We start from the raw sequence: 24,070 nt of genomic DNA on the forward strand, positions 1-24,070 counted from the left end.
GATGACGATCAGCAATCACGCGTTCGTGCGCCACACCATTGAAGAAGCCAAACCCGCGCCTTCAAGCGCGGTTGGTATCAGCCATTGGCTGCGCACTAAACTTTTCGCCACGCCGAAGGACACCGTCCTTACGGTTCTTGCCATCGCGTTCCTCGCCTATCTTTTGCCACCAATCTTCAAGTGGCTGTTCGTAGACGCGGTATGGACCGGTACGGATCGCATCGCCTGCCTCACCGCCTCCCAGGGCGGTGCGCTGGCCGATGACCAGTCCGGCGCATGCTGGGCCTTCGTTTCGGCGAAGTTCGGCCAGATCATGTTCGGCCGTTACCCGATCGATGAGCGCTGGCGTCCTATCCTTGTGATGGTCATGTTCACCATCCTCCTGGTGCCAATGCTCATTCCGAAAGCGCCGTTCAAGCGGCTCAATGCGCTGGCGCTTTTCATCATCCTGCCAGTCATTGCGTTTTTCCTCCTCATCGGCGGCGTCTTCGGCCTGCCGGTGGTGGAAACGCAGCTCTGGGGCGGCCTGATGGTCACCCTGATCCTGTCTTTCTTCGGAATTGCAGTGTCCCTGCCCTTCGGCATTCTTCTGGCGCTTGGCCGCCGGTCGAACCTGCCGGTAATAAAAATGCTGTGCGTGCTTTTCATCGAAGTTATCAGAGGTATTCCTCTGATCACCGTCCTGTTCTTCGCCAGCATCATGCTGCCGCTGTTCCTTCCCGACGGCTGGACCTTCGACAAGTTCCTGCGCGCTCTGGTCGGCGTGTCGCTCTTCTCGTCCGCCTATATGGCGGAGGTGATCCGTGGCGGCTTGCAGGCCATCCCGAAGGGGCAATATGAAGGGGCAGACTCGCTCGGCCTGAACTATTGGCAGAAAACCCGGCTGATCGTGCTGCCGCAGGCGCTGAAGCTCGTCATTCCGGGCATCGTCAACACCTTCATCGGTCTTTTCAAGGACACGTCGCTGGTCTCGATCATCGGCATGTTTGACCTGCTTGGCATTGTCACACTCAACCAATCGGATGCGAACTGGGCGACACCTGTCACCGCAATGACGGGCTATATTTTCGCCGGGTTCATATTCTGGATATTCTGCTTCGGCATGTCGCGTTATTCGCTGTTCATGGAACGGCACCTCGACACCGGGCATAAACGATAAGGGACGCTCAAAATGGCAGAAACCCAAACAAAAAAACTGGCCGTTTCGACAACGGACGTGGCAATCGAACTCGTCGGCATGAACAAGTGGTATGGCGACTTCCACGTCCTGCGCGACATCAACCTGAAGGTGATGAAGGGCGAGCGTATCGTCATCGCCGGTCCTTCGGGATCAGGCAAATCGACCATGATCCGCTGCATCAACCGGCTGGAAGAACATCAGTCGGGCACGATCAACGTCGACGGTATCGAACTCACCAACGATCTGAAGAAGATCGATGAGGTGCGTCGTGAAGTCGGCATGGTGTTCCAGCACTTCAACCTCTTCCCGCATTTGACGATTCTGGAAAACTGCACGCTGGCGCCAATCTGGGTTCGCAAGATGCCCAAAAAGGAAGCCGAAGAAGTGGCGATGCACTATCTGAAGCGCGTCAAGATCCCCGAACAGGCGCATAAATACCCTGGCCAGCTCTCCGGCGGTCAGCAGCAGCGCGTGGCAATCGCCCGCTCGCTGTGCATGAAGCCGAAGATCATGCTGTTTGACGAGCCGACCTCGGCGCTTGACCCGGAAATGGTCAAGGAAGTGCTTGATACCATGGTCAGCCTTGCCGAAGACGGCATGACGATGCTGTGCGTGACCCACGAAATGGGCTTTGCCCGCCAGGTCGCAAACCGCGTCATCTTCATGGACCAGGGCCAGATCGTCGAACAGAATTCGCCCGCCGAATTCTTCGACAATCCCCAGCACGAGCGCACGAGGCTGTTCCTCAGCCAGATCCTGCACTGAGACGCTGCAATCAGCTAACATCATGGAACGGGGCCATTTCGGCCCCGTTTTCATTTGACGACAACCTCTCCACGCTCGACCTCATCCATGGGCTTGTCCTAAGGATCTAAGTAACAAAATCGAGCGGTTGCAGATCTCGGGAAAAACCCAAGGGTGACGCCGGAATGTTTGGCAAGGTTCGCCATTCATTTTGATGGCTTCTTTCGCACCATAAGCCCCGTTGAGTGAATCACCGGCCCCGGCAAATCGTCGTCTCACGTCGTTCTTCATCCGCGAGAAGCACTGAAACTGCCAAGCCGACCTCGGTTTAACCATTTGTTACGAAACGGAAATCCTTGTTTTCCAAGGGTTCTGACAGCCAATGTCATTTTTTTGTCAAATCATGCATTTTTCCGCTTGCGGACCACGGGGAGCCTGACTATAAGGGCGCCATACCACAAGCGCACGCGCCCTTCGTCTATCGGTTAGGACGTCAGATTTTCATTCTGAAAAGAGGGGTTCGACTCCCCTAGGGCGTGCCACTTGCCTTCGTGTTTCCACCTTCGAAAATATAAAGCAGCTTCGCAGACAGCGAATTCGTCACGCGTGATCGATGCGCCGGAACCGATTCCCGGGCGATACGTTTGAGTGCTGTCCCCCCGATGGAAGGCAAGCCGGATGAATCGCCAGCGGGCAAATCGACCGGCTTGCCTTTCCCCTTCCAGCCAAATCACAGTGTCGGTTCATTCTGGCGGGCAGCAGATGCCAGCTAAGGGTTGGAAAACCACGTCCCGAGGCCTTCCACGAGTAATGAAGGCATTGCCGGCGCGCCGTGATAGCGGCGAAATTTCAAGGCCTTGGCCAGTCCCGGCGCAGTTTTCCACAGCCGGTCCGGCCTCCATAAAAAAACTCGTCACGAAGCGGAAAAAATCAATTTTTCCGCTTGCGGAGCAAAGGGAGCCTGACTATAAGGGCGCCACACCACAAGCGCACGCGCCCTTCGTCTATCGGTTAGGACGTCAGATTTTCATTCTGAAAAGAGGGGTTCGACTCCCCTAGGGCGTGCCACTTGCTTCTCCTTGAAAATCAGTATTATGCGTTCAAGTCTTCACGTGATGTGTGAGATAGAGAATGCATGCCGTTTCCGGCCGTCCTTCAGCTTTTCCCGTAAAATCAAGTCTCGATCTGTGCCGACTGTCAGGGCGCGAAAGCCGCGTCCAGAACACGCAGCTGCACACGCCTCTGGCCCTGCCAGAGATCGGCACCCACGGTGCCTGCCACGTGGATGGACCTGCCACGCGCATTCAGCAGCATCTGCCCCAGAGGGGCCTCTGCGGCGCGGAATGCGATGCCGTCCAGCCGTGAACCATCCATGGCCTCCAGCGTGATCTTGACGTGTGAGGTGCCGACCAGACGCACATCACGCAGCCGGTGGGCAGGTACGGCAAAAATGGGCTGAGAATGGCCGGAGCCATAAGGACCAGCCTGTTCCAGCTGATCGACAAGCTGCAGGGTCGCGCCAGACGCGCCAATCGCACCGTCGATCTTCAGCACGCTGCTTTCCACCAGCTCGCTCACCGTCTTTGCGGCAGCTTCTTCGAAGAAGGTTCGGAGTTTGCCGAGATTGGCGCGTTCCACCGTCAGGCCCGCGGCCATGGCGTGACCGCCACCCTTGACCAGCAGGCCGGCATCCACAGCGGCGCGGACCATTCTGCCCATATCGAAACCATTGATCGAGCGGCCGGAGCCTGTACCCTTGCCAGAGGGATCGAAAGCGATGGCAAAGGCCGGGCGGCGGAAACGGTCCTTGAGGCGTGAGGCGAGCAGTCCAACGATGCCAGGATGCCAGTTTTCCCGTGCGGTAACGATGACGCCAGCGCCAGACCCGTCGCCATACTCATAAAGCGCTTCCGCTTCGGCTTCCGCCAGCATCACGGCTTCCATCGCCTGTCGCTCGCGGTTCAGCTCATCCAGCTTTTCGGCAATCACGTCCGCCTGTGACGAGTCGTCGAGTGTAAGCAGACGGCTACCCAGTGCGGCATCGCCAATACGGCCACCGGCATTTATTCGTGGCCCGATCAGGAAACCGAAATGATAAGGTGTCACCGGCCCGCCCAACCCCGCCTTTCTGAACAGCGCCGCCAGCCCGGCGTTGTTCATATGGCGCGCGGCAATCAACCCCTTTACCACATAGGCGCGGTTCAGCCCCTTCAAGGGCACCACGTCGCATACGGTTGCGAGTGCGACTATATCCAGCAGCGCCAGCAGATCGATCGTGAACGCCTGTCTGTTGCGCCTGTCCTTCAACAGCCTGAGGGTGGCGACCAGAACCAGAAACACCACGCCTGCGGCGCAGAGATGCCCCTGCCCCGAAAGATCGTCTTCGCGGTTGGGATTGACCAGAGCCACCGCCGGCGGCAGTTCCGAACCGACCTGGTGGTGATCGATCACCACCACATCTGTTCTGGCATCCTTTGCGGCATTCAGCGATTCATGGCTGGTGGAGCCGCAATCGACCGTCACGATCAGGGTCGCGCCATTGGCGGCAAGCTGCTGCATCGCCGCCGGATTCGGCCCATAACCCTCGAAAATACGATCTGGAATATAGATTTCCGGCGTCAGCCCGAAATGCGCGAGAAACCGATACATCAGCGCGGAAGACGCGGCGCCATCGACGTCATAATCGCCGAAGATCGCCACCTTCTCGCCGGTCTCGATGGCACGGACCAGCCTTTCGGCAGCCTTTTCGCAATCTGTCAGCATATGCGGGTCGGGCATCAATGAGCGAATGGTCGGATCGAGGAAAGCGAGAGCCTCATCCACCCCCACCCCTCGCCCGGCCAGCACCCGGGCAATCAGTTCGGGAATGGCGTGGATCTGGGACATGGCCAGCGCACGGTTCTGTGCGGCCTGATCCAGCCGCGAAACCCAACGTTGCTCTGTCGCCGACCGCTCCACGCTTAGAAATGCGCGGACCACGGTATCGGCCGGCTCCATCATTGCCATCCTGTCCATCGTCCTGTCATGCGAATGCGAATGCGTATCCGCGCCTTGTCATGACAACGGGCTAAATGGCGATGGCGCCTTTTTCAAGCAAAAACGCCCGTATGAGGTTTCACACCGAGAAAATCGAGAAAAACGGGCTGACGATCGATACCGCGCCGACCAGCAGCAACAGGGAAAACACCGCAAGTGAACACCAGTTGCGCTCATATTCAGCAATATCGAATTCCATGCCTCGAATATTGTCGTTGGCATTGTGAGGCCGCGCCCGATGATGGGCGGCCAGAACGCTTTCGCGCTTACTGTCCTTGAAAAGGATAATCGATGTCACAGCCACGCCTCCCTCGCTTGGTAACATGATTAACCATAGAGCCGAATCGCGTTGTTTTCCAGCGGTTCTGAGGCGATCCCCTCAAATTTTATGGCGGCTTATCCGGTGGTCGCCAAAACGGGTTTCGGGAGAAAAAAGACCGCGCCTCCATGTGGTGGCGCGGCCCTCAAATTCAGAAAAATCGTAAAGCGTCTCAGGTCCGCTCGATGCGGATGACCTGCGGTTCGCTGACCAGATATTTCTCGTTCTTGATCGCCTTGACGGCCTTGCGGATCGCATCTTCCATCGTCGCGTGGGTCACGAGGATAATCGTCTGCGGCGCGCCTTCCACATGCACGCGCTGGCGCTGCACAATGGATTCCAGCGAGATGTTGTTATCCGCCATGCGGGTAGCGATGGAGGCGAAGACGCCCGCCTGGTCCTTCACCGTCAGCCGGATGAAATAGCCGCCTTCATGGCTCTTCATCTTGGCGCGACGATAATCGGTCAGCGACTTCGCCGGACGGCCGAGCACCGGAACCTGCTGGGCACCGGGACGGCTCTTGGCGATATCGGCGATGTCACCGAGCACGGCAGAGGCCGTGGCATTGCCGCCCGCCCCTGGGCCAACCATCAGAAGTTCGCCAAGAATATCGGACTCGATCGCCACCGCATTGGTAACGCCATCAACCTGCGCGATAACGGAATCGAGCGGCACCATGGTCGGATGCACCCGCTGCTCGATACCGGATTCGGTCACCTGCGCCACGCCGAGAAGCTTGATGCGATAACCGAGCTCGGCGGCCGCCTGAATGTCCTCGCTGGAGATGTTGGTGATGCCTTCGAGATAGATGTCGTCGGCCGAAATCTTGTTGCCGAAGGCAAGCGTCGTCAGAATGGCGAGCTTGTGGGCGGTGTCGTTACCCTCGATATCGAAGGCCGGATCGGCTTCGGCATAACCCAGCCGCTGCGCTTCTTTCAAACAGACCTCGAACGACAGCCCTTCCTTCTCCATCTTGGTCAGGATGTAGTTGCAGGTGCCGTTCATGATACCGTAGATGCGCGACACGTTGTTGCCGGTGAGAGATTCACGCAGCGCCTTGATGACGGGAATACCGCCGGCCACAGCCGCTTCGAAATTGAGAAGCGCACCCTTGTCTTCGGCAATCGTCGCCAGCTCGACGCCGTGCTTGGCAAGCAGCGCCTTGTTAGCTGTCACCACATGGAGACCGCGCGAAAGTGCTGCGCGCACAGCTTTTTCCGCCTGGCCGGAAGCACCGCCGACCAGTTCCACCAACACGTCGATATCGGCTTCGTTTGCAAGCTGCTCCGGCGTATCGAACCAGGTAATACCCTTGAGATCGATGCCGCGGTCACGCGAACGGTCGCGCGCGCTCACTGCAATAATCTCAATCGCGCGTCCGCAGGTAATCGCAAGTTCGTTGCTTCTCTGCTGGAGGATGCGCACGAGCGAAGCGCCGACAGTGCCGAGCCCCGCTATGCCGATTCTCAATGAATCTGCCATGGGTATGTTCCTGATTTGCTGGTGATGGTGACGGCCGGGGCCCGGCCGCCTTCGGTTGCCCTTATCTGTGGGCATTGAGCGAAACGACATTGTGCATCGTTTCGTCAGCACTCGACAGGAAACGCTTCAGATTGCGCGCTGCCTGACGAATTCGATGCTCGTTTTCAACGAGCGCGAGGCGGACGTAATCATCGCCCATTTCGCCGAAGCCGATGCCGGGAGCAACGGCAATGTCTGCCTTCTCAACCAGAAGCTTGGAAAACTCCAGGCTGCCGAGATGGCGGAACTTTTCCGGGATCTTCGCCCAGGCGAACATCGTTGCCGCCGGCGGTGGAACTTCGAAGCCCGCCTTGCCGAACGTATCGACCATGACGTCGCGACGGCGGCGATAAACGCTGCGTACTTCCGCGATGTCGGAGCCGTCGCCGTTCAGCGCGTGCGTCGCCGCAACCTGGATCGGCGTGAAGGCACCGTAGTCGAGATAGGACTTCACGCGGGTCAGCGCCGCGATCAGCCGCTCGTTGCCAACGGCAAAGCCCATGCGCCAGCCGGGCATGGAGAAGGTCTTCGACATGGAGGTGAATTCCACCGCAACGTCGATTGCACCGGGAACTTCGAGAACCGAAGGCGGCGGATTGTTGTCGTCGAAATAGATTTCCGAATAGGCAAGGTCGGAAAGCACGATGATTTCGTGCTTCTTCGCAAATGCGATCACGTCCTTGTAGAAATCGAGCGAGGCAACATGCGCCGTCGGGTTCGACGGATAGTTGACGATCAGCGCCAGCGGCTTCGGAATGGAGTGGCGCACCGCCCGCTCCAGAGGCCCGAAGAAGCTCTCGTCCGGCTCCACATTCATGGAACGGATAACGCCGCCCGCCATCAGGAATCCGAAAGCGTGGATCGGATAGGTGGGGTTCGGACACAGGATCACGTCACCAGGCGCGGTTATGGCCTGCGCCATATTGGCGAAACCTTCCTTGGAACCAAGGGTCGCGACGACCTGCGTATCGGGGTTCAGCTTCACGCCGAAACGGCGGGCATAATAACCAGCCTGCGCGCGGCGAAGGCCGGGAATGCCCTTGGACGAGGAATAGCGATGGGTGCGAGGGTCCTGAACGACTTCGCACAGCTTGTCGACGATCGCCTTGGGGGTCGGAAGGTCGGGATTGCCCATGCCGAGATCGATGATATCGGCCCCGGCCGCTCGCGCGCTCGCTTTCAAACGGTTGACCTGTTCGAAGACGTATTGCGGCAGACGCCGGACCTTATGAAACTCTTCCATCACTTTCCTCATGGAAATGGACCGGTTCTGCCGGCCCATAACGAAGTTCGTTCTTGTTGTTAAACGCCGCCGACACGAACCGATCCGGCGGGCGCTATTCATTGTACCGCAAAGCACAAGAAAACCTACAGCGGTTTTCTCGGTCCACGCGGCATCGCGATCATCCGCCTTGTGGCTCCGGCGCGGCCTTTTCAGACCACAGGCAAGGCGAATTGCGCAATGTAATCAGGAAACCTGCATAACGCCAGATTCTTGGAAATTGCAAGGCAGACCATGCTCAAGAACGGCCATTCCGGCCGTTCAGTCGCTCTCGCCCTTCACAATTGCCGCGCGGATGACGGAAAGCACCTGCTCCGGCTTGATATCGGTGCAGATGAGCTGGCTCGGATGCCCGTCCCAGTCGCCCGGCGGAAAGGCGCGGCCATCCGGCTTCTGAATGGTCTGGCCATCGGCAAGCCCGCCGCAGACGACGCGTATAGGGCCGCTGCGGGTCTCGAACAGTTCGGGCGCGACAAGGTAAACGCAGGCGCAGCTGTCATGCACCACCATGCCATCGCCGGTGCGTGTCTTGTAGAAATCGATGTAGAATTGCGACAGATCGGAAAGCAGCTGTACCGGCTTGCCGCCCGCCTCTGCCATCTCGGCCATGAAGGCGCTGGTCATCACCGTTTTCGTCGTCACGTCCAGGCCGACGACGACCACGCGCCAGGGCGCGGTGAAGACGAGATCGGCCGCTTCCGGATCGCCGTGAATATTGGCCTCAGCCGCCGGCGACACATTGCCGTTGATATCGAAGGCGCCGCCCATGACAATCACCTGCTTCACCAACGCCGCAAAATCCGGCTCTTCGCGCAGCGCCAAGGCCAGATTGGTCATGCGACCAACAGCGATCAGCGTCACCTCGCCGGGATTGGCCTTGACCGTCTCGATAATAAAGCGATGCGCGGGACGCGGATCGAGCGGCAGATCGATGGTCTCTGGAATATCGATATCGCCGAGACCGTTTTCGCCATGGATGAAAGTCGGCCAGTGGCCTTCCTTGCGGGCCGGATCGAAGGTCACGCCCGCACCTTTCGCTACCGGCGCCGTCATCTGCCATTCCCGTTTCAGGAAGAGCGCATTGCGGGTGGTGATATCGATGGGCGCGTTGCCAAAGACGGTGGTGACGCCGATCAGATCGATATCGGGGTGACGGTGCAGGAAAAGAAGCGCCATGGCATCATCTACACCGGGGTCCGTATCGAATATCACTTTATGCATAATGCCCTCATCCTGATGTCTCGTCATCGCCGCGTCTGGCGGTGCGCCACGGAAACATACCCATAAGCGGCAACACCGCAATCCCCCTGCCCGTCCCGGATCGGAGAGAAAAATATTGCGTGGCGATCTTTTCGGTGAAAGAAGAGGCCCTCTCCCTTAAGCCCGTCTGGACATGCCAAGTGCAAGACATCGCCCTCAACGTTTTTCTCGTTCTTTTCTGCGTCGCCATCTTTGCCGGATTTATCGATTCCATCGCCGGCGGCGGCGGTCTCATCACTATCCCGGCCATGCTGATAATGGGAATTCCGCCGCTCGATACGCTCGGCACCAACAAGCTGCAATCGCAGTTCGGCTCGGCGTCGGCCACCATTGCCTATGCCCGCCGCGGCCATGTCAATCTGAGGGAACAATTGCCGATGGCGATCATGGCGATGATCGGCGGCGGGCTCGGCGCTTTCACCGCCGCCTTCGTGCCGTCAGACCTCCTGCGCATCATCATGCCCTTTCTGCTGATCGCGATTGCCCTCTATTTCGCCTTCAAGCCGCAGCTCAGCGATATCGACAGCCATCGCCGCATCACGCCTTTCGTGTTCGGCCTCACCGCCGCACCGCTCGTGGGTTTCTATGATGGCGTTTTCGGCCCCGGCGCGGGTTCCTTCTACATGCTTGCCTTCGTGGGGCTTGCCGGCTTCGGCATGCTGAAGGCAACCGCCCATACCAAGCTTCTGAACCTGGGTTCGAATTTCGGCGGCTTTGTTGTTTTTGCGGCTGGAGGCGCGGTTCTCTGGAAGCTTGGCATCGCCATGGGCATCGGCCAGTTCGTCGGCGCGCAGATCGGATCGCGTTTTGCGATGAAAAACGGCGCGAAGATCATCCGCCCGCTTTTGGTTCTTTCCTGTCTGGCAATGGCGACGAAGCTTCTTGCGGATGCATCATCCGCATGGTCAATCGCCACGATCTGGGAAACCATCTTCCCGAAATGACAGGAAAAGGACACGGCTCGACGTCTGCGTTCGAACCGTGAATTTATGCCGTGGCGCGACGGCGCCTGCGATCGGCGATTTCGCGGATGACCACCATTGCGCCAACCAGCTTGTAGTTGGAGGAATAGCAGGGCGACATTTCCAGCGATTTTACGATCGTATGGCCGTCATGATCTTCCGCATAGGTGTATTTCGACGTACCGCCCTTGAAGCAATTGTCGAGCCTCTCCCGCAGATCGTTCTGAAAACGGTGCACTCCGACAAGCTCGGCGATATGACATCCCAAAGGGCCTTCCGGCGTATTGCGCGGAAAAGCATCGATCCCGTTGGAGAATGATACCCGATAACCGGGAGAAACGACGACTACGGGCTCGTCGAGGTCGTTCAGCATATCCTCATCGAGAATAAGATGGCGGTGGTGCCACTCCAGGATGTCCTCGTCCTCGTCGCCGATCACCTTTGCCTTGAGCGGCATGCCGACATAGCGGTCGACCAGCGTTCTCAAAAGATCGGAATTGCGCTGCACGCAGCCGAGATCTTCCGCCTCGTGATTGAGGAGGTCGATGGCGAAACGGAATTGCTCACGAATGTCCTCGGAACTGCCGGTCTTACGCCCGATGACCCGATCAAGCAGCAGCTCCAGTTCACGCTCCAGCACTGCGATCTTGTCGGCCTCGTTCTTACCAACCGCTGATTGCAGTTCCGTATAACGCAGCCAGAACAGCTCAATCAAATCTTTCAACCCAACTCTCCCTGAACGGGCAAACAGCCCGCTCCCAATCCGAATGGATAGACACTTATCCCCTCATTGTAGCGTCTGAGCAGTAAAAAATGACGTAACGACACGCAGGTCCGCCGCAGGGATTAATCTCTAAAATATCATAGCTACTGCTATTTTTTCAATTTCGATAATCCATGAACGAAAAATAAGGTTCCACTAATAAGTAAAAATACTTAAAAACGCAATTTTACGGCCGAATTCTGTAAAAAATCACTAGAAATTCGGCCGCGCTGCAAATAATCAGATCTGGTGTTTAACGTCCCAACGGTCGTGATACCACAGCCATTGTTCGGGATATTCGCGGACCCAGCTTTCCACCTTGTCATTCAAAAGCTGCGCCGTCGCCTGAATATCGACATTTCCTTTTTCATCGCGCGGAATTTCAACCCTCGGCTCTATTTCCAGCCGGTAGCGGTTATCAGGCAGACGCACGCAGCGGGCGGGATAGACATCGCAATTGAACTGCCGCACCAGCTTGGCAAGAAGCGGGTTGGTGCGCACCTCATGGCCGAAGAACTTCGTCGTCAAGCCTTTGCCGAACTTCTGGTCGACGAGTACGCCGACACCGCCGCCCCTTTCCAGCTGCCGCGCAAGCGCGAAGGAAGAGCCGGCATGCGACGGCACGAGATTGCCCATGCGTTCCTTGCGGAACTTGAACACCTTGTCGGCCACGAAAGGATTATTCGGCGGCCGGAACAGCACCGTCACATCCAGACCGAAGGCAGAACTGGCCACCGGCAACAATTCGAAATTGCCGCTATGGGCAGTAAAAACGATGAATGGCCGCGGGTTGTCGCGAAGCTCGATAAAGGTCGAAATACCCTCGACCCGGATACGGCCCGGCTCGCTATTTTCCGGATCGAAATCGAACAGCCTGTCAAGAAAGACATATTCCGCCGCAAGCCGCCCCATGCTGCCCCAGCTGTCCATTGCGATGGTAAGCCGCTCCTCTTCGGATTTCTCCGGAAAGGCGCGCGCCAGATTGTAGAGCATCAGCTTGTGGCGGCCAGTTTTCGGCCCCACGAAGCGCGCCAGCCTGTCGGCAGCGCGAATTCCCGCGTCAGCTGGAAATATCTTCAGCAGATTGAGAAGGCCGAAGGCAAACGTCGCAATCAGCCATTGCCGGAAATGGTCCAGCTTCAGGACGATCCGCGTAATGAACAGTTTCAAGGCGTCAATCCATCCGCAGAACGATTTTGCCGAATACCTGGCGCGTTTCCATGCGCTCCAGCGCCCGGTCGATATCCTCGAAGGTGACTTCGGTGTCGATAACAGGATGAACGATGCCGCGCGCCATCTTCTGCATGGCGTTGGCCATGTTTTCCATGCGGCAACCGAAGGAGCCGAGCAGCTTCAGCTGCTGCTGGAACAGCATCATCAGGTTGATATCGGTCGATACGCCTGAGGTTGAGCCGCAGGTGACGAGACGGCCGCCACGCTTCAGCGAGAACATCGATCCCGCCCAGGTGTCTTTGCCGACATGCTCGAACACCACGTCTACACCCTTCTTTCTCGTGAGCTTGCGCACGACGCCTTCGAAACGGTCGGTCCGGTAGTTGATGACGTGATCGGCACCCAGGGCCTTCGCCCGTTCGATCTTGTCGTCGGAGCCGACCGTGGTGATGACGGTGCAGCCCATCTTCTTGGCCAGCTGGATCGCCGCTGTGCCGATACCGGAACCGCCGGCATGCACGAGGATCGTCTCGCCCGATTCCAGCTTGGCATTGTCAAACAGCATGTGTTCGACCGTGCCGAAGGTCACAGGCGCCAGAGCCGCGCCGATGGCATCGACGCCATGCGGCGCCGGAACGAGCTGGCGGGCCGGAATATTGATCTTTTCCTGCGCAAAGCCGTCGAGATGGAAACCGTGCACGCCCTGAACATGTTCACAAAGATTGTCACGGCCTTCACGGCACGGCTTGCAGATCCCGCAGGTGCGCGCGCCGTAGATCGCGACGAGCTGGCCAGGCAGCACATTCGAAACGCCCGGGCCAATGGCCTCCACTACGCCCGAAGCCTCAGCACCGATGGTCAGCGGCATCTTGCGCTTGGCAAAAGCCATGCCGCGCCAGCCCCAGACGTCGATGTGGTTCAGCGCCACGGCCTTGACGCGCAGCGTCACCTCGCCCGGACCTGGTGCATCGGGTTCAGGCAGGTCCACTTTTTCGAGCTTCCGGTCGTCCACGAGTTGAAGAGCGCGCATGTTTTTAGTCCTTCGCCCGGAGGCGTCTATCTCAAGAGTAATTCCAGCAAAACTCTGTAACGGTTTTGCGGTCGGAATGTGTAGTCACACCAGCGAGAGCGTTCCCGGGCTTCGTTCAGGCCGGAAACGCCCCTGTCTTCTGGCGGAACCGGTTAAGCCGGTTCACGCGTCATGACAAGGCTGGCATTCTGCCCGCCGAACCCGAAGGAGTTGGAAAGCACGGCATTGACCGTCGCGTCCCGCTTCACATTCGGCACCACATCGAGCGAAATGGTCGGATCAGGGTTGTTGTAGTTGATCGTCGGCGGCAGGGTGCCGGTCAGCATGGTCTGTAACGAGAACACCGCCTCCACAGCACCGGCCGCCGTCAGCGTATGGCCGATCATCGACTTGTTGGATGACAGCGGAATGTCTTTCAGGCCTTCGCCGAAGACGGCAAGCATCGAGCCATATTCCATCTTGTCGTTTTCCGGTGTCGAGGTGCCGTGGGCGTTGATGTAGCCGATATCGCTTTCAGCAACACCCGCATCCGCAAGTGCGGCGCGGATCGTCGCGATCGCCGGGCCGCCATCTGGCGAGGAACGCGTGCGGTGGAAGCTGTCGGCCTTCTCGCCGGCGCCCTTGATGATGCCGAGAACCTTCGCGCCGCGCGCAATTGCCGATTCAAGCGATTCCAGCACCAGCGTTGCCGCACCTTCGGCGATCACGAAACCGTCGCGGTCCTTGCTGAACGGCTTGGATGCCTTTTCCGGCGGCTCATTCTGGGTCGACAGCGCCGAAAGAAGCGAAAAGCGGATCAGCGCTTCGGCGCTGACCGAACCGTCTGTCGCAACCGTCAGCGCGCGCTCGGTGCGGCCCTGGCGGATAGCCTCGACACCAAGCTGGATTGCGGTCGCGCCGGATGCACAGGCCGTCGAGAGCGTGACCGGCAGGCCCCGTGTACCAAAGCGGTCCGAAAGACGCTCCGAAATCGCACCGAATAGAGCCGCTTCCTGAAACGCCGGGTCCGGACGTTGACGGAAAGCCGTCAGGAACCGTTCATAGGCATCACCCGGCTGGGCGGCCGGCGGAGACCGGTCGGCAAGCTCGAAACGGGCGCTCCATTCCGGCTCGATCGGTGGTGCAGCCAGAAACAGCGGGCCATCGAAATCGCCCGAGATGCCGGCCTGCGCCAAAGCCTCAATGGTTGTCTCGCGTGCAAAGGCATAAGAGCGCTCGACGGAATTCGGAACCGGGATGTCGATGAAATCGACGGTGCCGCTGATCCTTGTGGAAAGCCCCTCCGTCGGGAAGCGGGTAATCTTGTGGATGCCCGACTTGCCCGCAGTCAGAGCCGCCCAGTTATCGGCAAGACCCTGCCCGAGCGATGTGATGATGCCCATACCGGTGACTGCAACGATCGGGCGACCGAGATGATCCTTGAAGTTGGAAGTCATGGTCTTTTCTCCTCACACGTCACGGGACAGAACGGCGACACCTTCGCCGCGAACATGGCCGACGGTGGTGACGACCGCTTCGCTGGCCGCCTCGCCCATGGGCTTTTCCGCGGCGCCATCGAAAGTAGGAACCTTAGCGCCGCTTTCAAGCGTCAGGGCAGCAAGCGCCAGCCCAAGCGGGAACTGTGCTTCAAGTCCATGGCCGGTGATACCGCCGAAACCGCGAATGACGGCCTGCGGCAAAGCTTTTTCGAGAATATTCTTTTCACGCTGCGTCACGGCGTCGTAACCACTCGCACCGGAAAACACGACGGTCGCAGCACTGTCCTTTGCAGGGGCAAGCAGCCGTTCCATGCGCTTTTCCATCTTGCCGTCATCACGGCTGCCACGATCGCCCTCGATGGCGTCGATGCGGGCATAGATGCGTGCGCCGCGTTCACTGGCGTGCTTGCGCGATTCCAGCACCAGGAAGGCTCCCAGCGAACCGGAAATCATGCCGCCGCCGTCCTGGCCGCCACGCGACCAAAGCGGCTGCCAATCGCCCTGCGCATGCGCGCCGATCGCTTCAAACAGCAGGATCATGTCCGGGCGCTCAGCCGAGAAGGCGCCGCCCACCAGGGCGTGGCTGGATTCGCCGGAACGGATACGGTGAAACGCCGTCTCGACGGCGGAAATGCCGGCTGCTTCCTCGCCCATGAAGGTGCGGGAGGACCCTGTGACCTTATGCACGATGGAGATGTTACCGGCCATCAGATTGGAAAGCTGGGCGAGAAACAGGGTCGGACGCAATTCCGTCGTCAGCTTCTCGTTGAGCAGCACTTCGCGGTCGTTGCGTTTCAGCGCCTCATCGACAATCAGCGTATCGACATTGATGTCACGCTCGCCACCGCCCGCAGCCACGATCATGTCCATGGTAGCGCAGGCCTCCGGGTTTTCCTTCAGCCCTGCATCATCAAGCGCGAGGCCGGCGGCAAAAACGCCGAGACGCTGCCAGTTTTCCATCTGGCGCTGGTCGCCGCGCTTGGCAATCTGCGTGGACCAGTCGATCTCCGGCATGGGATGAACCGGATAGGGTTTGAACTTTTCGGTCTCGATCACCGTTGCCGGCGCCGCAGTTCCCGAAAGAAGCGCAAGATGCGCCTGGCTGCCGACGCCGTGACAGGTCACGATGCCGACCCCGGTTATCACCACATCATTGTCAGATTTCATCGTCTGTCATCCTTTGCAGCCTGACCCATTGAAGCGGTCACGGCTATCCAACAGCGGTCGCAAACGACCACTCCATGCGTTGCGGAATAAAGCGCGCGATGCGGATTGGCAATGGTGAAGGCCCGATCCGCCAGCACAAGCCCACGATTTTCGTGAATCAAAACCGGGTCTAGGGGAAAAATGCCGTCTCCCGGCATCAGCGGAAGCGCTTATTTTTGCGCATCCGCGGCAATCGCCGCCATCAGGCCGACTTCCTCGGCCCGCTTCCTGACGATAGGCGCGAGCGGAATTTCGCTGAAAGGCATTGTCCTGAGCTTCAGCTGCGCATCGCAGACCTTCTTGCCTTCGCAAGTGATCTTCGCTTTGGTGACTGCAAAACCCGAACCGTCATGTTCCAGCACCGCCTCGATATCGAGAACCGCGCCCGGCTCCACGAAGGTGCGCATCTTGGCGCCGTCAACCGACATCAGGAAGGGCATGGCGGAAAAATCGCTGAACGCCAGAACCATCATGCCGGAAGCCTGCGCCATGGTCTCGATCAGAAGCACGCCCGGAACCAGCGGCATGCCTGGGAAATGTCCCTCGAAAACCGGGCTTTTGTCGGGAACGACAGACCGCGCCTTCAATGTGCGCGTCGCCATATCCACGGCTTCGACCTTGTCGATCATCTGAAAATATTCAAGCAGCATCCGTCCGGCCCGTTTCTGGTCGGTTACGACCCGTCCCTGAAGGTCAGGTCCAGAAAAAGAAATGCCCGCTCGAAGCGGGCATTATCGCCTCAGCCCTTGGCTGCGCGCAATTCGTCGATCTTGGCACAGAGGTTCTTCAGCACGAAATATTCTTCGGTGGTAACCTTGCCTTCGTTGACTTCCTGCGTCCACTGCTCGAGCGGAATCTTGATACCGAATTCCTTGTCGATGGCGAAAACGATATCCAGAAAGTCGAGGCTGTCGATGCCCAGATCGTCGATCGTGTGGCTTTCCGGCGTAATGGTTTCGCGGTCGATTTCGCTGGTTTCGGCGATAATGTCGGCAACCTTGTCGAATGTAGCTGTCACGCCCATAATCCTTATTGTCGTTCGTATTAAATATCCTGTCTGACGCACCACATAGGCAAGTCGCACAAAAAAGCCAATGGTTTCGTGACGTAACTTTGAAATTTGCCTTAAAACTGTTGCCTAAACAGCAACCGAATGACGGCCGCGTCCGCTTCCGAGATAGGCGTCGAAGGTTGCCGCAATATGACGGACAAAGGGTTTTCCCGCCTCCGTCACGGCAAAAACATCGCCATCCATCCGCACCACACCGTCCCTGTCGCCGCCAGCGAAAAGCTGCGCCTCCATGCTGACGGAATGGCTGGCCTTGCCGAAACGCCGCTTCAAATCGCCCAGATCGAGCAAAAAATCGCACATCAGCCGCTCGATGACATAGGAGCGCAGGTGATCCTCGTCAGACAATTCTATTCCCTTTAGAACCGCGAAACCACCCTCGCCCACCATCCGCTGATATTCCCCCGTCGCCACCATGTTCTGCACGTAGCCCTGGGGCAACCGGCCGATCGCGGATGCACCAAGCCCGATCAGGGCATCAGCCGTGTCAGTGGTGTAGCCCTGAAAATTCCGCCGCAGCTCCCCCGTCTCGACCGCGCGGCTCAGAGTGTCGGCGGGCTTGGCGAAGTGATCGATCCCGATTGCCCTGTAACCCGCCTTGCCGAGCATCTCCGCCGCCATCGTCATCTGGCGGTAGCGCTCGGCAATATCTGGCAATGCCTGCTCAGGGATCAGCGACTGGTGTTTTTTCATCCACGGAACATGCGCATAACCGAACAGCGCGATCCGGTCGGGGTCGAGTGAGATGATCTGGTCAACCGTCTGTTGCAATGTCTCGCAGGTCTGGAACGGCAGGCCATAGAGAATGTCGCAATTGACCGAGTGAACGCCCCTTGCCCGCACGGCATCTACCACCGATTCCGTCTGCTCGAAGGTCTGAATCCGGTTGATGGTTTTTTGCACTTTGTCATCAAAGTCCTGCACACCGAGGCTCGCGCGCGTCATGCCGATGACGGCAAGCGCGTCATAGCGACTTTCGTCAAGATCGTTCGGGTCCATTTCCACGCTGATTTCAGGCGCCAGACCAAAGGTGAAATGGCGTCTTAGACAGTCCATCAGGCCCACCATGTCTTCAGGCCTCAGCATAGTGGGAGAACCGCCGCCAAAATGCACTGCGCTGACCACTGCATCGGGGGAAACAAGCGAGCCGACGGCTTCTATCTCCCGCCTAAGTGCCTCAAGATAAACGGCAATCGGCTCGTATTTCAGCGTGTGCTTGGTGTGGCAGGCACAGAACCAGCACAGCCGGTCGCAATAGGGAATATGCAGGTAAAGCGATATCCGGTTCCGGTGGCCAAGCTCGCCGAGCCAGCGGCGATAGGTGCCATTATCGATTCCCTCGTGAAAGTGCGGCGCGGTAGGATAGCTCGTGTAACGCGGCACGGCGCCCGAATATTTGCGAAGAAGTTCGGTATTCATCCCCGGATTTGCCTTTTATCAAGAAAATGTCGATTTCCTCCCCTTCAGTAACGGCTGCGACAGTTTGCAACTTTGACTTCAATCAAATTGCACCTTAAGTTCTTGCTAAAGTAGACGCGGGGGCGACGACTACGCGGCGCAAGCCTTCGAAAAGACCGGATTTTACACCTGCGGTCGCATTCGTCCCTTAAAGCCAGCATCGGAAAAGGCTGATGGACACGCTACAGAAGACCATCCACAATTCGGAATATCCCGTCGTATGCCGCTCCTGCGAGGCGCGTCACGGTGGTCTTTGCAGCACGTTGACGCCGCAGCAGCTCTGCGACCTCAACCGTCATTCCAGCCGTAAGAAGCTGGAAGCGGGCAACGAGCTGCTTGCCCAGGGGGAGCTCGTCAGCTCCTACGGCAACATTCTCAACGGCGTGGTGAAGCTCTCGAAGATGATGTCGGATGGCCGCCAGCAGATCGTCGGCCTGCAATTTGCACCGGATTTTCTCGGCCGCCCGTTCATGGCGGAAAGCAAGATGACGGCGGAAGCCGCAACCGATGTGGAAATCTGCCTGTTCCCGCGCCGCATCGTCGACCGCATGGTTTCCGAAGTGCCGGATATGGAACGTAAGCTTCACAGCCAGTCTCTGAAGGAACTGGATGAGGCGCGCGACTGGATGCTGACACTTGGCCGAAAATCGGCACAGGAAAAGGTTGCCAGCTTCCTTTATATGATCGCCACGCATATCGATCCGGAAAAGGACGATAAATCAACGTTCGACCTGCCGCTATCGCGCGCAGATATAGCCGATTTCCTTGGTCTCACCATCGAAACAGTTAGCCGGCAAATGACTAAGCTGCGCAAGGAAGGCACGATCAGCATCGAGAACAACCGTCATATTACAGTGCCGGACCTTGATATGCTCAGCGAAGCCGCCGGAAACGACTGACCGGCGTTTTTCAACTTTTCATCGTCCCTGAGGCGCTGACGTTCCGATGTTGATGTACGGCGCCCGCGCCTGCGCGGGTGCGAGCGCAAAACCGGCAAGAACCAGCAAAGCAGCGATGCATCTCATGATATTTCACCCTGTCTACCGCTTTTTCAGCGGCCTGTTTGTTATGACCGCATCATAGGCGGCAAAGCGCATCCATCCGCTTAACATCTTCAGTAAGCAGATGGTTCAAAGGCAGGGTAAATAAGGGGTTATGATTGCCGGGCACCCTCAAATAGGAAAACAGTTGAAGGTAATCACGCCTTAAACGTTGTAAGCAACAGCACCGCAAGGGAGAGAGGGCTGGACATTCCAAACAGCACAAAAGAGAAAACGCAGCCGACTCCGTAAGTCAGCCACCAGAAACGATATCTCGTTGCAGCACCCAACAAGCAAACTAAAACATTGAGAATGAAGAACGATGTACCGAGGAGCAATGACGGTCGCACATCGAATAGAGGTAAGATTAGAGGCAAAGTGCCCAAAAAAACTATTAAGAGTAAAAGCACCTTCGGATTGCGCATTTGGATAAAAACCGATTTTCGCTATCTCAGCATCAAAGCAAATTACGTAAGGGCAATCATAAAAATTAAATTGAGAGCTATTGCGAAGCCGCAGGCGTCGCAACCGGCTTCTGGTTTTCGCCAAGCGCCCGCAATTCCGCGACTCGGCGTTTGTATTCAGCTTCCGAAATCTGGCCGTTGCGGCGTGCAGCACCGAGGCGCGACAGGTTCGATTCCATTTTGGACGCCTCGTCATCCCCCATCTGGCTGCCGGCAGCCGTAATCGGCGCTGAAAAGCTTGGATAGGTGCCGGTATCGCGTCTCTGGCTCACCACATTGTCGCTGACGGGGCGCGGGCCAACGATTTGGGCTTGCGGGTGGGGCATATGGGCCGGTGCGACGATCGGTGCCGGGGTCTTGCAGGCGGCAAGTACTGTAACGAGCATGGCGCCGGAAAGCGAAAGAAGGGCGATCCTTCCAGCGTTTTCCGCAAATCTTCCCCATGTACCCATGTGCTTGCCCATCGTCATGTTCCGCCTGTAAGGATATCGCCGATATCGAATTCGACTGCGGTTCGGCTCTTCGTGGCCTCCCCTTGCTGGTGGAACTTGTATTCGTTTTCATGCAGAATGTGCAAATACAAATTTGGTGGAGGACAGCGCATGGCAGGTGTTGACGGCGGGGCAGAGAAAAAGGGTGGCAAAACGCCCGGTTTCGACGCCACATCCGCCGGAGCTTACCTGATCCGCGACCCGGAAGCCTTTGCGGTCAACATCGCCCGCGCGCTGGAAAACCTCGGCAAAGCCGCGTCCGAATGGCTGGCACCCCGCGAACGCGGTGAAATTCCGCAGACCAGCGCCGATCCGATGACCGACCTCGTCAAGACGCTGTCCGACGTCGCCGAATATTGGATGGCTGAACCGAAGCGCTCGCTCGAAGCGCAGACCCATCTGCTTTCCAGCTATTACGATCTGTGGACAAAATCCGTGGCGCAGTTTTCGGAAGATGCCGATTCCCGCTCGGAAAAGGCCGCACAGACCGGCCCGGCAGAGCGAAAGAACAGGCGTTTTGCCGACGCGGACTGGCAGGCCAATCCGTTTTTCGATTTTCTCCTCAAAGCCTATCAGACCACCGTCGGTTTTGCCGACCGGATGGTTATGGAAGCCGAAGGGCTGGACGAGCACACCCGCACCAAGGCGTTGTTTTACATGCGCCAGGTGACGGAAGCCCTCTCGCCGGCCAACTTCGTCTTCACCAATCCGCAGGTCTTCCGCGAGACGGTCGCGTCCAGCGGCGCCAATCTCGTCAAGGGCATGGCACAGCTTGCCGAAGATGTCGCGGCCGGCCACGGCCATCTGAAACTGCGCCAGACCGATTACAGCAAATTCGTCATCGGCCAGAACATCGCCATCACACCAGGCAAGGTGGTTGCCAAAAGCCCGCTCTGCGAGATCATCCATTACGCGCCGACGACGAAAAAGGCCCTCAAACGGCCGCTGCTCATCGTGCCGCCATGGATCAACAAATTTTATATCCTCGATCTCAACCCACAGAAATCCTTCGTTAAATGGTGTCTCGATCAGGGTCACAGCGTGTTCATGGTCTCGTGGATCAACCCGGACGCTAGGCTGGCCGACAAGGGCTGGGAGGACTATATCCGCGAAGGTATCGATTTTGCCCTCGACACGATCGAGGAGCAAACCGACGAAAAAGAGATCAACGCCATCGGCTATTGCGTCGGCGGCACGCTTTTGTCTTCGGCCCTGGCATTGCATGCGCAGGAAGGCAATGAGCGCATTCGCAGCGCCACGCTTCTCGCCGCCCAGACGGATTTCATCCATGCGGGCGACCTCAAGGTCTTCATCGACGAAGGCCAGCTCGCCGCGCTCGACAGGCACATGCAGGCCGTCGGTTATCTCGATGGCTCGATCATGGCCACAGTCTTCAACATGCTGCGCGCCTCCGATCTCATCTGGCCCTATATGGTCGATAATTATCTGCGCGGCACGGAACCCCTGCCCTTCGATCTCCTCTACTGGAATTCAGATTCGACCCGGGTGACCGCTGCCTGCCATTCCTTCTATCTGCGCAATTGTTATCTCGACAACAATCTCGCCCGCGGGCTGATGCGCGTGGCGGGCAAGCGGATCAACCTCGGCGACATAAAAATCCCCGTCTATGATCTCGCCACCCGCGACGACCATATCGCGCCAGCGAAATCGGTCTTCACGGGGGCGGCACTGTTCGGCGGCCCCGTGGAATTCGTGCTCGGCGCTTCCGGCCACATAGCCGGTGTGGTCAATCCGCCGCAATCCGAAAAATACCAATATTGGACAGGCGCATCACCATCCGGAGACTTCGATGCCTGGCAGGCCGCAGCCACGGCCCACAAGGGATCATGGTGGGTGCACTGGCAAAACTGGATCGAAAGCCAGAATGGCGAGAAGGTAAAGGCAAGGGCCCCGGGAGACGGCAAGCGACCAGTGCTCGGCGATGCACCCGGAACCTACGTCCTGTCCTGACCCCGCCCCCACCTCTCATCTTTCAGGCCACATGCTCTTCACGCCCCCACTCGTTCCCGCCACGCTGATCGCCCGCTACAAGCGTTTCCTCTTCGACGCTGTTCTGGAGGACGGCACGGCGATTACAGGCTCTTGCCCCAATACCGGCTCCATGCGCGGATTGACCACGCCCGGCTCGCGTATCTGGCTGTCCGAGCATGACAGCCCAACCCGCAAGTACCGGCATATGCTGGAAATGGTCGAGGCCGATGGCACCGTGGTCGGCATCAATACCGGCATGCCGAACCGGCTGGCGGAAGAAGCGATCCTCAATGGCCGCATCCCGCAGCTTGCCGGCTATTCGACGATCCGGCGCGAGCAGAAATACGGCCGCAATTCCCGCATCGATTTCCTGCTTTCCGAAATTGGGCGGCCGGATGCCTATGTGGAAGTAAAGAACGTTCATTTCATGCGCGAAAAAGGTCTGGCCGAATTCCCTGATACCGCCACCAAACGCGGCGCCAAACATCTGGAGGAGCTGGGCGACGCAGCAGAGGCCGGTCACCGCGCGGTGATGCTCTATCTCATTCAGCGCAACGATTGCGACCGGATGCGCATCTGCGATGATCTGGATCCGGTCTATGCGCTGGCGTTTCAGCGAGCCATGTCGCGCGGCGTGGAGGCCTATGCGGTGAAATGCGACGTTTCCCCGGCACAAATTTCAGTCACGGGAACGGTTAAGATGGACGAATGGCGTCCGGCTGTTTTATGAACAGGGACGTAAAGAGACAGAAAGCACTATGATGGTCACCTATATCGACGCAGCCTCCGCCCCCCTCAAGAATACCGGCGTCATCCGCCTTTATACCCCTGAGGATTTCGACGGGATGCGCAAGGCGTGCCAGCTGACGGCGCGTTGCCTCGACGAACTGGCGGCAATCGTCAAGCCGGGAGTGACGACTGACGCCATCGACCGTTTCGTCTTCGAGTTCGGCGCCGACCATGGCGCTTTGCCGGCAACACTGAATTACCGCGGTTATACGAAATCCGTCTGCACCTCTATCAACCATGTGGTCTGCCACGGCATTCCGGACGCAAAGCCGCTGCGTGAAGGCGAAATCGTCAATATCGACGTGACCTATATTCTGGACGGCTGGCACGGCGATTCGAGCCGCATGTATCCGGTCGGCACGATCAAGCGCGCGGCTGAACGTCTGATGGAAGTGACCTATGAATGCCTGATGCTCGGCATCGCGGCAGTGAAACCGGGTGCGCGCACCGGCGCGATCGGCGCGGCTATTCAGGCCTATGCCGAGGCGGAACGCTGCTCGGTGGTGCGTGATTTCTGCGGCCACGGCGTTGGACGCCTGTTCCACGACACCCCCAATATCCTGCACTACGGCCGCCCGGACGAAGGCCCGGAGATTCGCGAGGGAATGATCTTCACCATCGAGCCGATGATCAACCTCGGCAAGCCGCATGTGAAGGTACTCTCCGATGGCTGGACGGCAGTAACGCGCGACCGCTCCCTTTCCGCGCAATACGAACATGCGGTCGGCGTAACCGCTACCGGTTGCGAAATCTTCACACTGTCGCCGGGCGGCTTTGACCGTCCGGGCCTGCCGCCACTCGCATAAGGCCAG

At 58.3% G+C, this 24,070-nt stretch carries 21 protein-coding genes and 2 tRNA genes; 9 read left to right on the top strand and 14 right to left on the bottom strand.

Annotated elements, in window-relative coordinates; all coding sequences use genetic code 11:
- The first annotated feature begins 1 nt into the window (after position 1).
- The 4 genes from G6L97_RS06120 (at position 2) to G6L97_RS06135 (ending at position 2,992) form a co-directional block, all read left to right on the top strand.
- The gene (locus G6L97_RS06120; RefSeq protein WP_111783032.1) at positions 2 to 1,159 is read left to right on the top strand and encodes an amino acid ABC transporter permease; all 1,158 of its coding nucleotides are present in this window, start codon (positions 2 to 4) and stop codon (positions 1,157 to 1,159) included.
- A 12-nt stretch (positions 1,160 to 1,171) separates the two neighbouring features.
- Positions 1,172 to 1,945 carry an amino acid ABC transporter ATP-binding protein gene (locus tag G6L97_RS06125; protein WP_003515372.1) on the top strand — a complete coding sequence of 258 codons (774 nt, stop codon included), beginning with the start codon at positions 1,172 to 1,174 and terminating at the stop codon, positions 1,943 to 1,945.
- Positions 1,946 to 2,391: 446 nt separating this feature from the next.
- Positions 2,392 to 2,466, top strand: a tRNA-Glu gene (locus tag G6L97_RS06130).
- Positions 2,467 to 2,917: 451 nt separating this feature from the next.
- Positions 2,918 to 2,992 (top strand) — tRNA-Glu (locus G6L97_RS06135).
- A gap of 129 nt (positions 2,993 to 3,121) precedes the next feature.
- Here G6L97_RS06135 and recJ read toward each other — a convergent pair.
- The 5 genes from recJ to G6L97_RS06160 form a co-directional block, all read right to left on the bottom strand.
- Positions 3,122 to 4,930: a single-stranded-DNA-specific exonuclease RecJ gene (gene recJ / locus G6L97_RS06140; RefSeq protein WP_111783031.1), complete on the bottom strand. Its 1,809-nt coding sequence runs from the start codon at positions 4,928 to 4,930 to the stop codon at positions 3,122 to 3,124.
- Between the two features lie 109 nt (positions 4,931 to 5,039).
- A complete protein-coding gene (locus G6L97_RS06145) occupies positions 5,040 to 5,264 on the bottom strand; it encodes a hypothetical protein (protein ID WP_025593517.1) in 225 nt (74 codons plus the stop codon).
- Between the two features lie 187 nt (positions 5,265 to 5,451).
- The gene (locus G6L97_RS06150; protein ID WP_003515377.1) at positions 5,452 to 6,762 is read right to left on the bottom strand and encodes a homoserine dehydrogenase; all 1,311 of its coding nucleotides are present in this window, start codon (positions 6,760 to 6,762) and stop codon (positions 5,452 to 5,454) included.
- 61 nt (positions 6,763 to 6,823) lie between these two features.
- Positions 6,824 to 8,044: an LL-diaminopimelate aminotransferase gene (locus tag G6L97_RS06155; RefSeq protein WP_003515379.1), complete on the bottom strand. Its 1,221-nt coding sequence runs from the start codon at positions 8,042 to 8,044 to the stop codon at positions 6,824 to 6,826.
- Between the two features lie 300 nt (positions 8,045 to 8,344).
- Positions 8,345 to 9,304 (bottom strand): nucleoside hydrolase, encoded by a 960-nt coding sequence (locus G6L97_RS06160; RefSeq protein WP_111783029.1) that lies wholly within the window; start codon positions 9,302 to 9,304, stop codon positions 8,345 to 8,347.
- Between the two features lie 179 nt (positions 9,305 to 9,483).
- On the opposite strand from G6L97_RS06160, the gene G6L97_RS06165 reads away from it, so the two are divergent.
- A complete protein-coding gene (locus tag G6L97_RS06165; protein WP_111783306.1) occupies positions 9,484 to 10,287 on the top strand; it encodes a TSUP family transporter in 804 nt (267 codons plus the stop codon).
- A 43-nt stretch (positions 10,288 to 10,330) separates the two neighbouring features.
- Here the strand turns inward: G6L97_RS06165 and G6L97_RS06170 are convergent, their stop codons facing one another.
- The 8 genes from G6L97_RS06170 to hemN form a co-directional block, all read right to left on the bottom strand.
- Positions 10,331 to 11,029, bottom strand: a complete 699-nt coding sequence (locus G6L97_RS06170; protein ID WP_013636202.1) for a hypothetical protein — start codon at positions 11,027 to 11,029, stop codon at positions 10,331 to 10,333.
- 279 nt (positions 11,030 to 11,308) lie between these two features.
- Positions 11,309 to 12,238, bottom strand: coding sequence for a lipid A biosynthesis lauroyl acyltransferase (locus G6L97_RS06175; RefSeq protein ID WP_019566226.1), 930 nt, complete (start codon positions 12,236 to 12,238; stop codon positions 11,309 to 11,311).
- Between the two features lie 4 nt (positions 12,239 to 12,242).
- On the bottom strand, positions 12,243 to 13,271 hold the full coding sequence (locus G6L97_RS06180; RefSeq protein ID WP_111783028.1) for a zinc-binding dehydrogenase: 1,029 nt from the start codon (positions 13,269 to 13,271) through the stop codon (positions 12,243 to 12,245).
- Positions 13,272 to 13,423: 152 nt separating this feature from the next.
- A complete protein-coding gene (locus G6L97_RS06185) occupies positions 13,424 to 14,707 on the bottom strand; it encodes a beta-ketoacyl-ACP synthase (RefSeq protein ID WP_003515389.1) in 1,284 nt (427 codons plus the stop codon).
- Between the two features lie 12 nt (positions 14,708 to 14,719).
- On the bottom strand, positions 14,720 to 15,916 hold the full coding sequence (locus G6L97_RS06190) for a beta-ketoacyl-ACP synthase (RefSeq protein WP_003515391.1): 1,197 nt from the start codon (positions 15,914 to 15,916) through the stop codon (positions 14,720 to 14,722).
- 209 nt (positions 15,917 to 16,125) lie between these two features.
- Complete coding sequence (locus tag G6L97_RS06195; protein ID WP_019566224.1) at positions 16,126 to 16,605, bottom strand: hotdog family protein; 480 nt, start codon at positions 16,603 to 16,605, stop codon at positions 16,126 to 16,128.
- Between the two features lie 89 nt (positions 16,606 to 16,694).
- Positions 16,695 to 16,979, bottom strand: a complete 285-nt coding sequence (locus tag G6L97_RS06200) for an acyl carrier protein (protein WP_019566223.1) — start codon at positions 16,977 to 16,979, stop codon at positions 16,695 to 16,697.
- A 114-nt stretch (positions 16,980 to 17,093) separates the two neighbouring features.
- Positions 17,094 to 18,443: an oxygen-independent coproporphyrinogen III oxidase gene (gene hemN / locus G6L97_RS06205; protein ID WP_111783027.1), complete on the bottom strand. Its 1,350-nt coding sequence runs from the start codon at positions 18,441 to 18,443 to the stop codon at positions 17,094 to 17,096.
- Positions 18,444 to 18,655: 212 nt separating this feature from the next.
- On the opposite strand from hemN, the gene fnrN reads away from it, so the two are divergent.
- Positions 18,656 to 19,381, top strand: a complete 726-nt coding sequence (gene fnrN / locus G6L97_RS06210) for a transcriptional regulator FnrN (protein WP_003515395.1) — start codon at positions 18,656 to 18,658, stop codon at positions 19,379 to 19,381.
- A 643-nt stretch (positions 19,382 to 20,024) separates the two neighbouring features.
- Here the strand turns inward: fnrN and G6L97_RS06215 are convergent.
- Positions 20,025 to 20,450, bottom strand: a complete 426-nt coding sequence (locus G6L97_RS06215) for a hypothetical protein (protein WP_111783026.1) — start codon at positions 20,448 to 20,450, stop codon at positions 20,025 to 20,027.
- A 138-nt stretch (positions 20,451 to 20,588) separates the two neighbouring features.
- Between G6L97_RS06215 and G6L97_RS06220 the strand changes: the two genes are divergently transcribed.
- From G6L97_RS06220 to map, 3 genes are read left to right on the top strand one after another with little or no spacing between them, the layout of a single operon-like run.
- Complete coding sequence (locus G6L97_RS06220; RefSeq protein WP_111783025.1) at positions 20,589 to 22,448, top strand: PHA/PHB synthase family protein; 1,860 nt, start codon at positions 20,589 to 20,591, stop codon at positions 22,446 to 22,448.
- A 31-nt stretch (positions 22,449 to 22,479) separates the two neighbouring features.
- Positions 22,480 to 23,199, top strand: coding sequence for a DNA/RNA nuclease SfsA (gene sfsA / locus G6L97_RS06225; protein ID WP_003515398.1), 720 nt, complete (start codon positions 22,480 to 22,482; stop codon positions 23,197 to 23,199).
- Between the two features lie 31 nt (positions 23,200 to 23,230).
- Positions 23,231 to 24,064, top strand: coding sequence for a type I methionyl aminopeptidase (gene map / locus G6L97_RS06230; RefSeq protein ID WP_025593534.1), 834 nt, complete (start codon positions 23,231 to 23,233; stop codon positions 24,062 to 24,064).
- The last annotated feature ends 6 nt before the right edge of the window (positions 24,065 to 24,070 follow it).

It is taken from the genome of Agrobacterium tumefaciens, assembly GCF_013318015.2.
Classification (GTDB): domain Bacteria; phylum Pseudomonadota; class Alphaproteobacteria; order Rhizobiales; family Rhizobiaceae; genus Agrobacterium; species Agrobacterium tumefaciens.

Excerpts from the sequence above, each read along its gene's own strand:
- G6L97_RS06120 (WP_111783032.1), top strand. The coding sequence starts at position 2 with ATGACGATCAGCAATCACGCGTTCGTGCGCCACACCATTGAAGAAGCC.
- G6L97_RS06125 (WP_003515372.1), top strand. The coding sequence starts at position 1,172 with ATGGCAGAAACCCAAACAAAAAAACTGGCCGTTTCGACAACGGACGTG.
- recJ (WP_111783031.1), bottom strand. The coding sequence starts at position 4,930 with ATGGCAATGATGGAGCCGGCCGATACCGTGGTCCGCGCATTTCTAAGC.
- G6L97_RS06150 (WP_003515377.1), bottom strand. The coding sequence starts at position 6,762 with ATGGCAGATTCATTGAGAATCGGCATAGCGGGGCTCGGCACTGTCGGC.
- G6L97_RS06155 (WP_003515379.1), bottom strand. The coding sequence starts at position 8,044 with ATGGAAGAGTTTCATAAGGTCCGGCGTCTGCCGCAATACGTCTTCGAA.
- G6L97_RS06160 (WP_111783029.1), bottom strand. The coding sequence starts at position 9,304 with ATGCATAAAGTGATATTCGATACGGACCCCGGTGTAGATGATGCCATG.
- G6L97_RS06180 (WP_111783028.1), bottom strand. The coding sequence starts at position 13,271 with ATGCGCGCTCTTCAACTCGTGGACGACCGGAAGCTCGAAAAAGTGGAC.
- G6L97_RS06185 (WP_003515389.1), bottom strand. The coding sequence starts at position 14,707 with ATGACTTCCAACTTCAAGGATCATCTCGGTCGCCCGATCGTTGCAGTC.
- G6L97_RS06190 (WP_003515391.1), bottom strand. The coding sequence starts at position 15,916 with ATGAAATCTGACAATGATGTGGTGATAACCGGGGTCGGCATCGTGACC.
- G6L97_RS06195 (WP_019566224.1), bottom strand. The coding sequence starts at position 16,605 with ATGCTGCTTGAATATTTTCAGATGATCGACAAGGTCGAAGCCGTGGAT.
- G6L97_RS06200 (WP_019566223.1), bottom strand. The coding sequence starts at position 16,979 with ATGGGCGTGACAGCTACATTCGACAAGGTTGCCGACATTATCGCCGAA.
- hemN (WP_111783027.1), bottom strand. The coding sequence starts at position 18,443 with ATGAATACCGAACTTCTTCGCAAATATTCGGGCGCCGTGCCGCGTTAC.
- fnrN (WP_003515395.1), top strand. The coding sequence starts at position 18,656 with ATGGACACGCTACAGAAGACCATCCACAATTCGGAATATCCCGTCGTA.
- G6L97_RS06215 (WP_111783026.1), bottom strand. The coding sequence starts at position 20,450 with ATGGGCAAGCACATGGGTACATGGGGAAGATTTGCGGAAAACGCTGGA.
- G6L97_RS06220 (WP_111783025.1), top strand. The coding sequence starts at position 20,589 with ATGGCAGGTGTTGACGGCGGGGCAGAGAAAAAGGGTGGCAAAACGCCC.
- sfsA (WP_003515398.1), top strand. The coding sequence starts at position 22,480 with ATGCTCTTCACGCCCCCACTCGTTCCCGCCACGCTGATCGCCCGCTAC.
- map (WP_025593534.1), top strand. The coding sequence starts at position 23,231 with ATGGTCACCTATATCGACGCAGCCTCCGCCCCCCTCAAGAATACCGGC.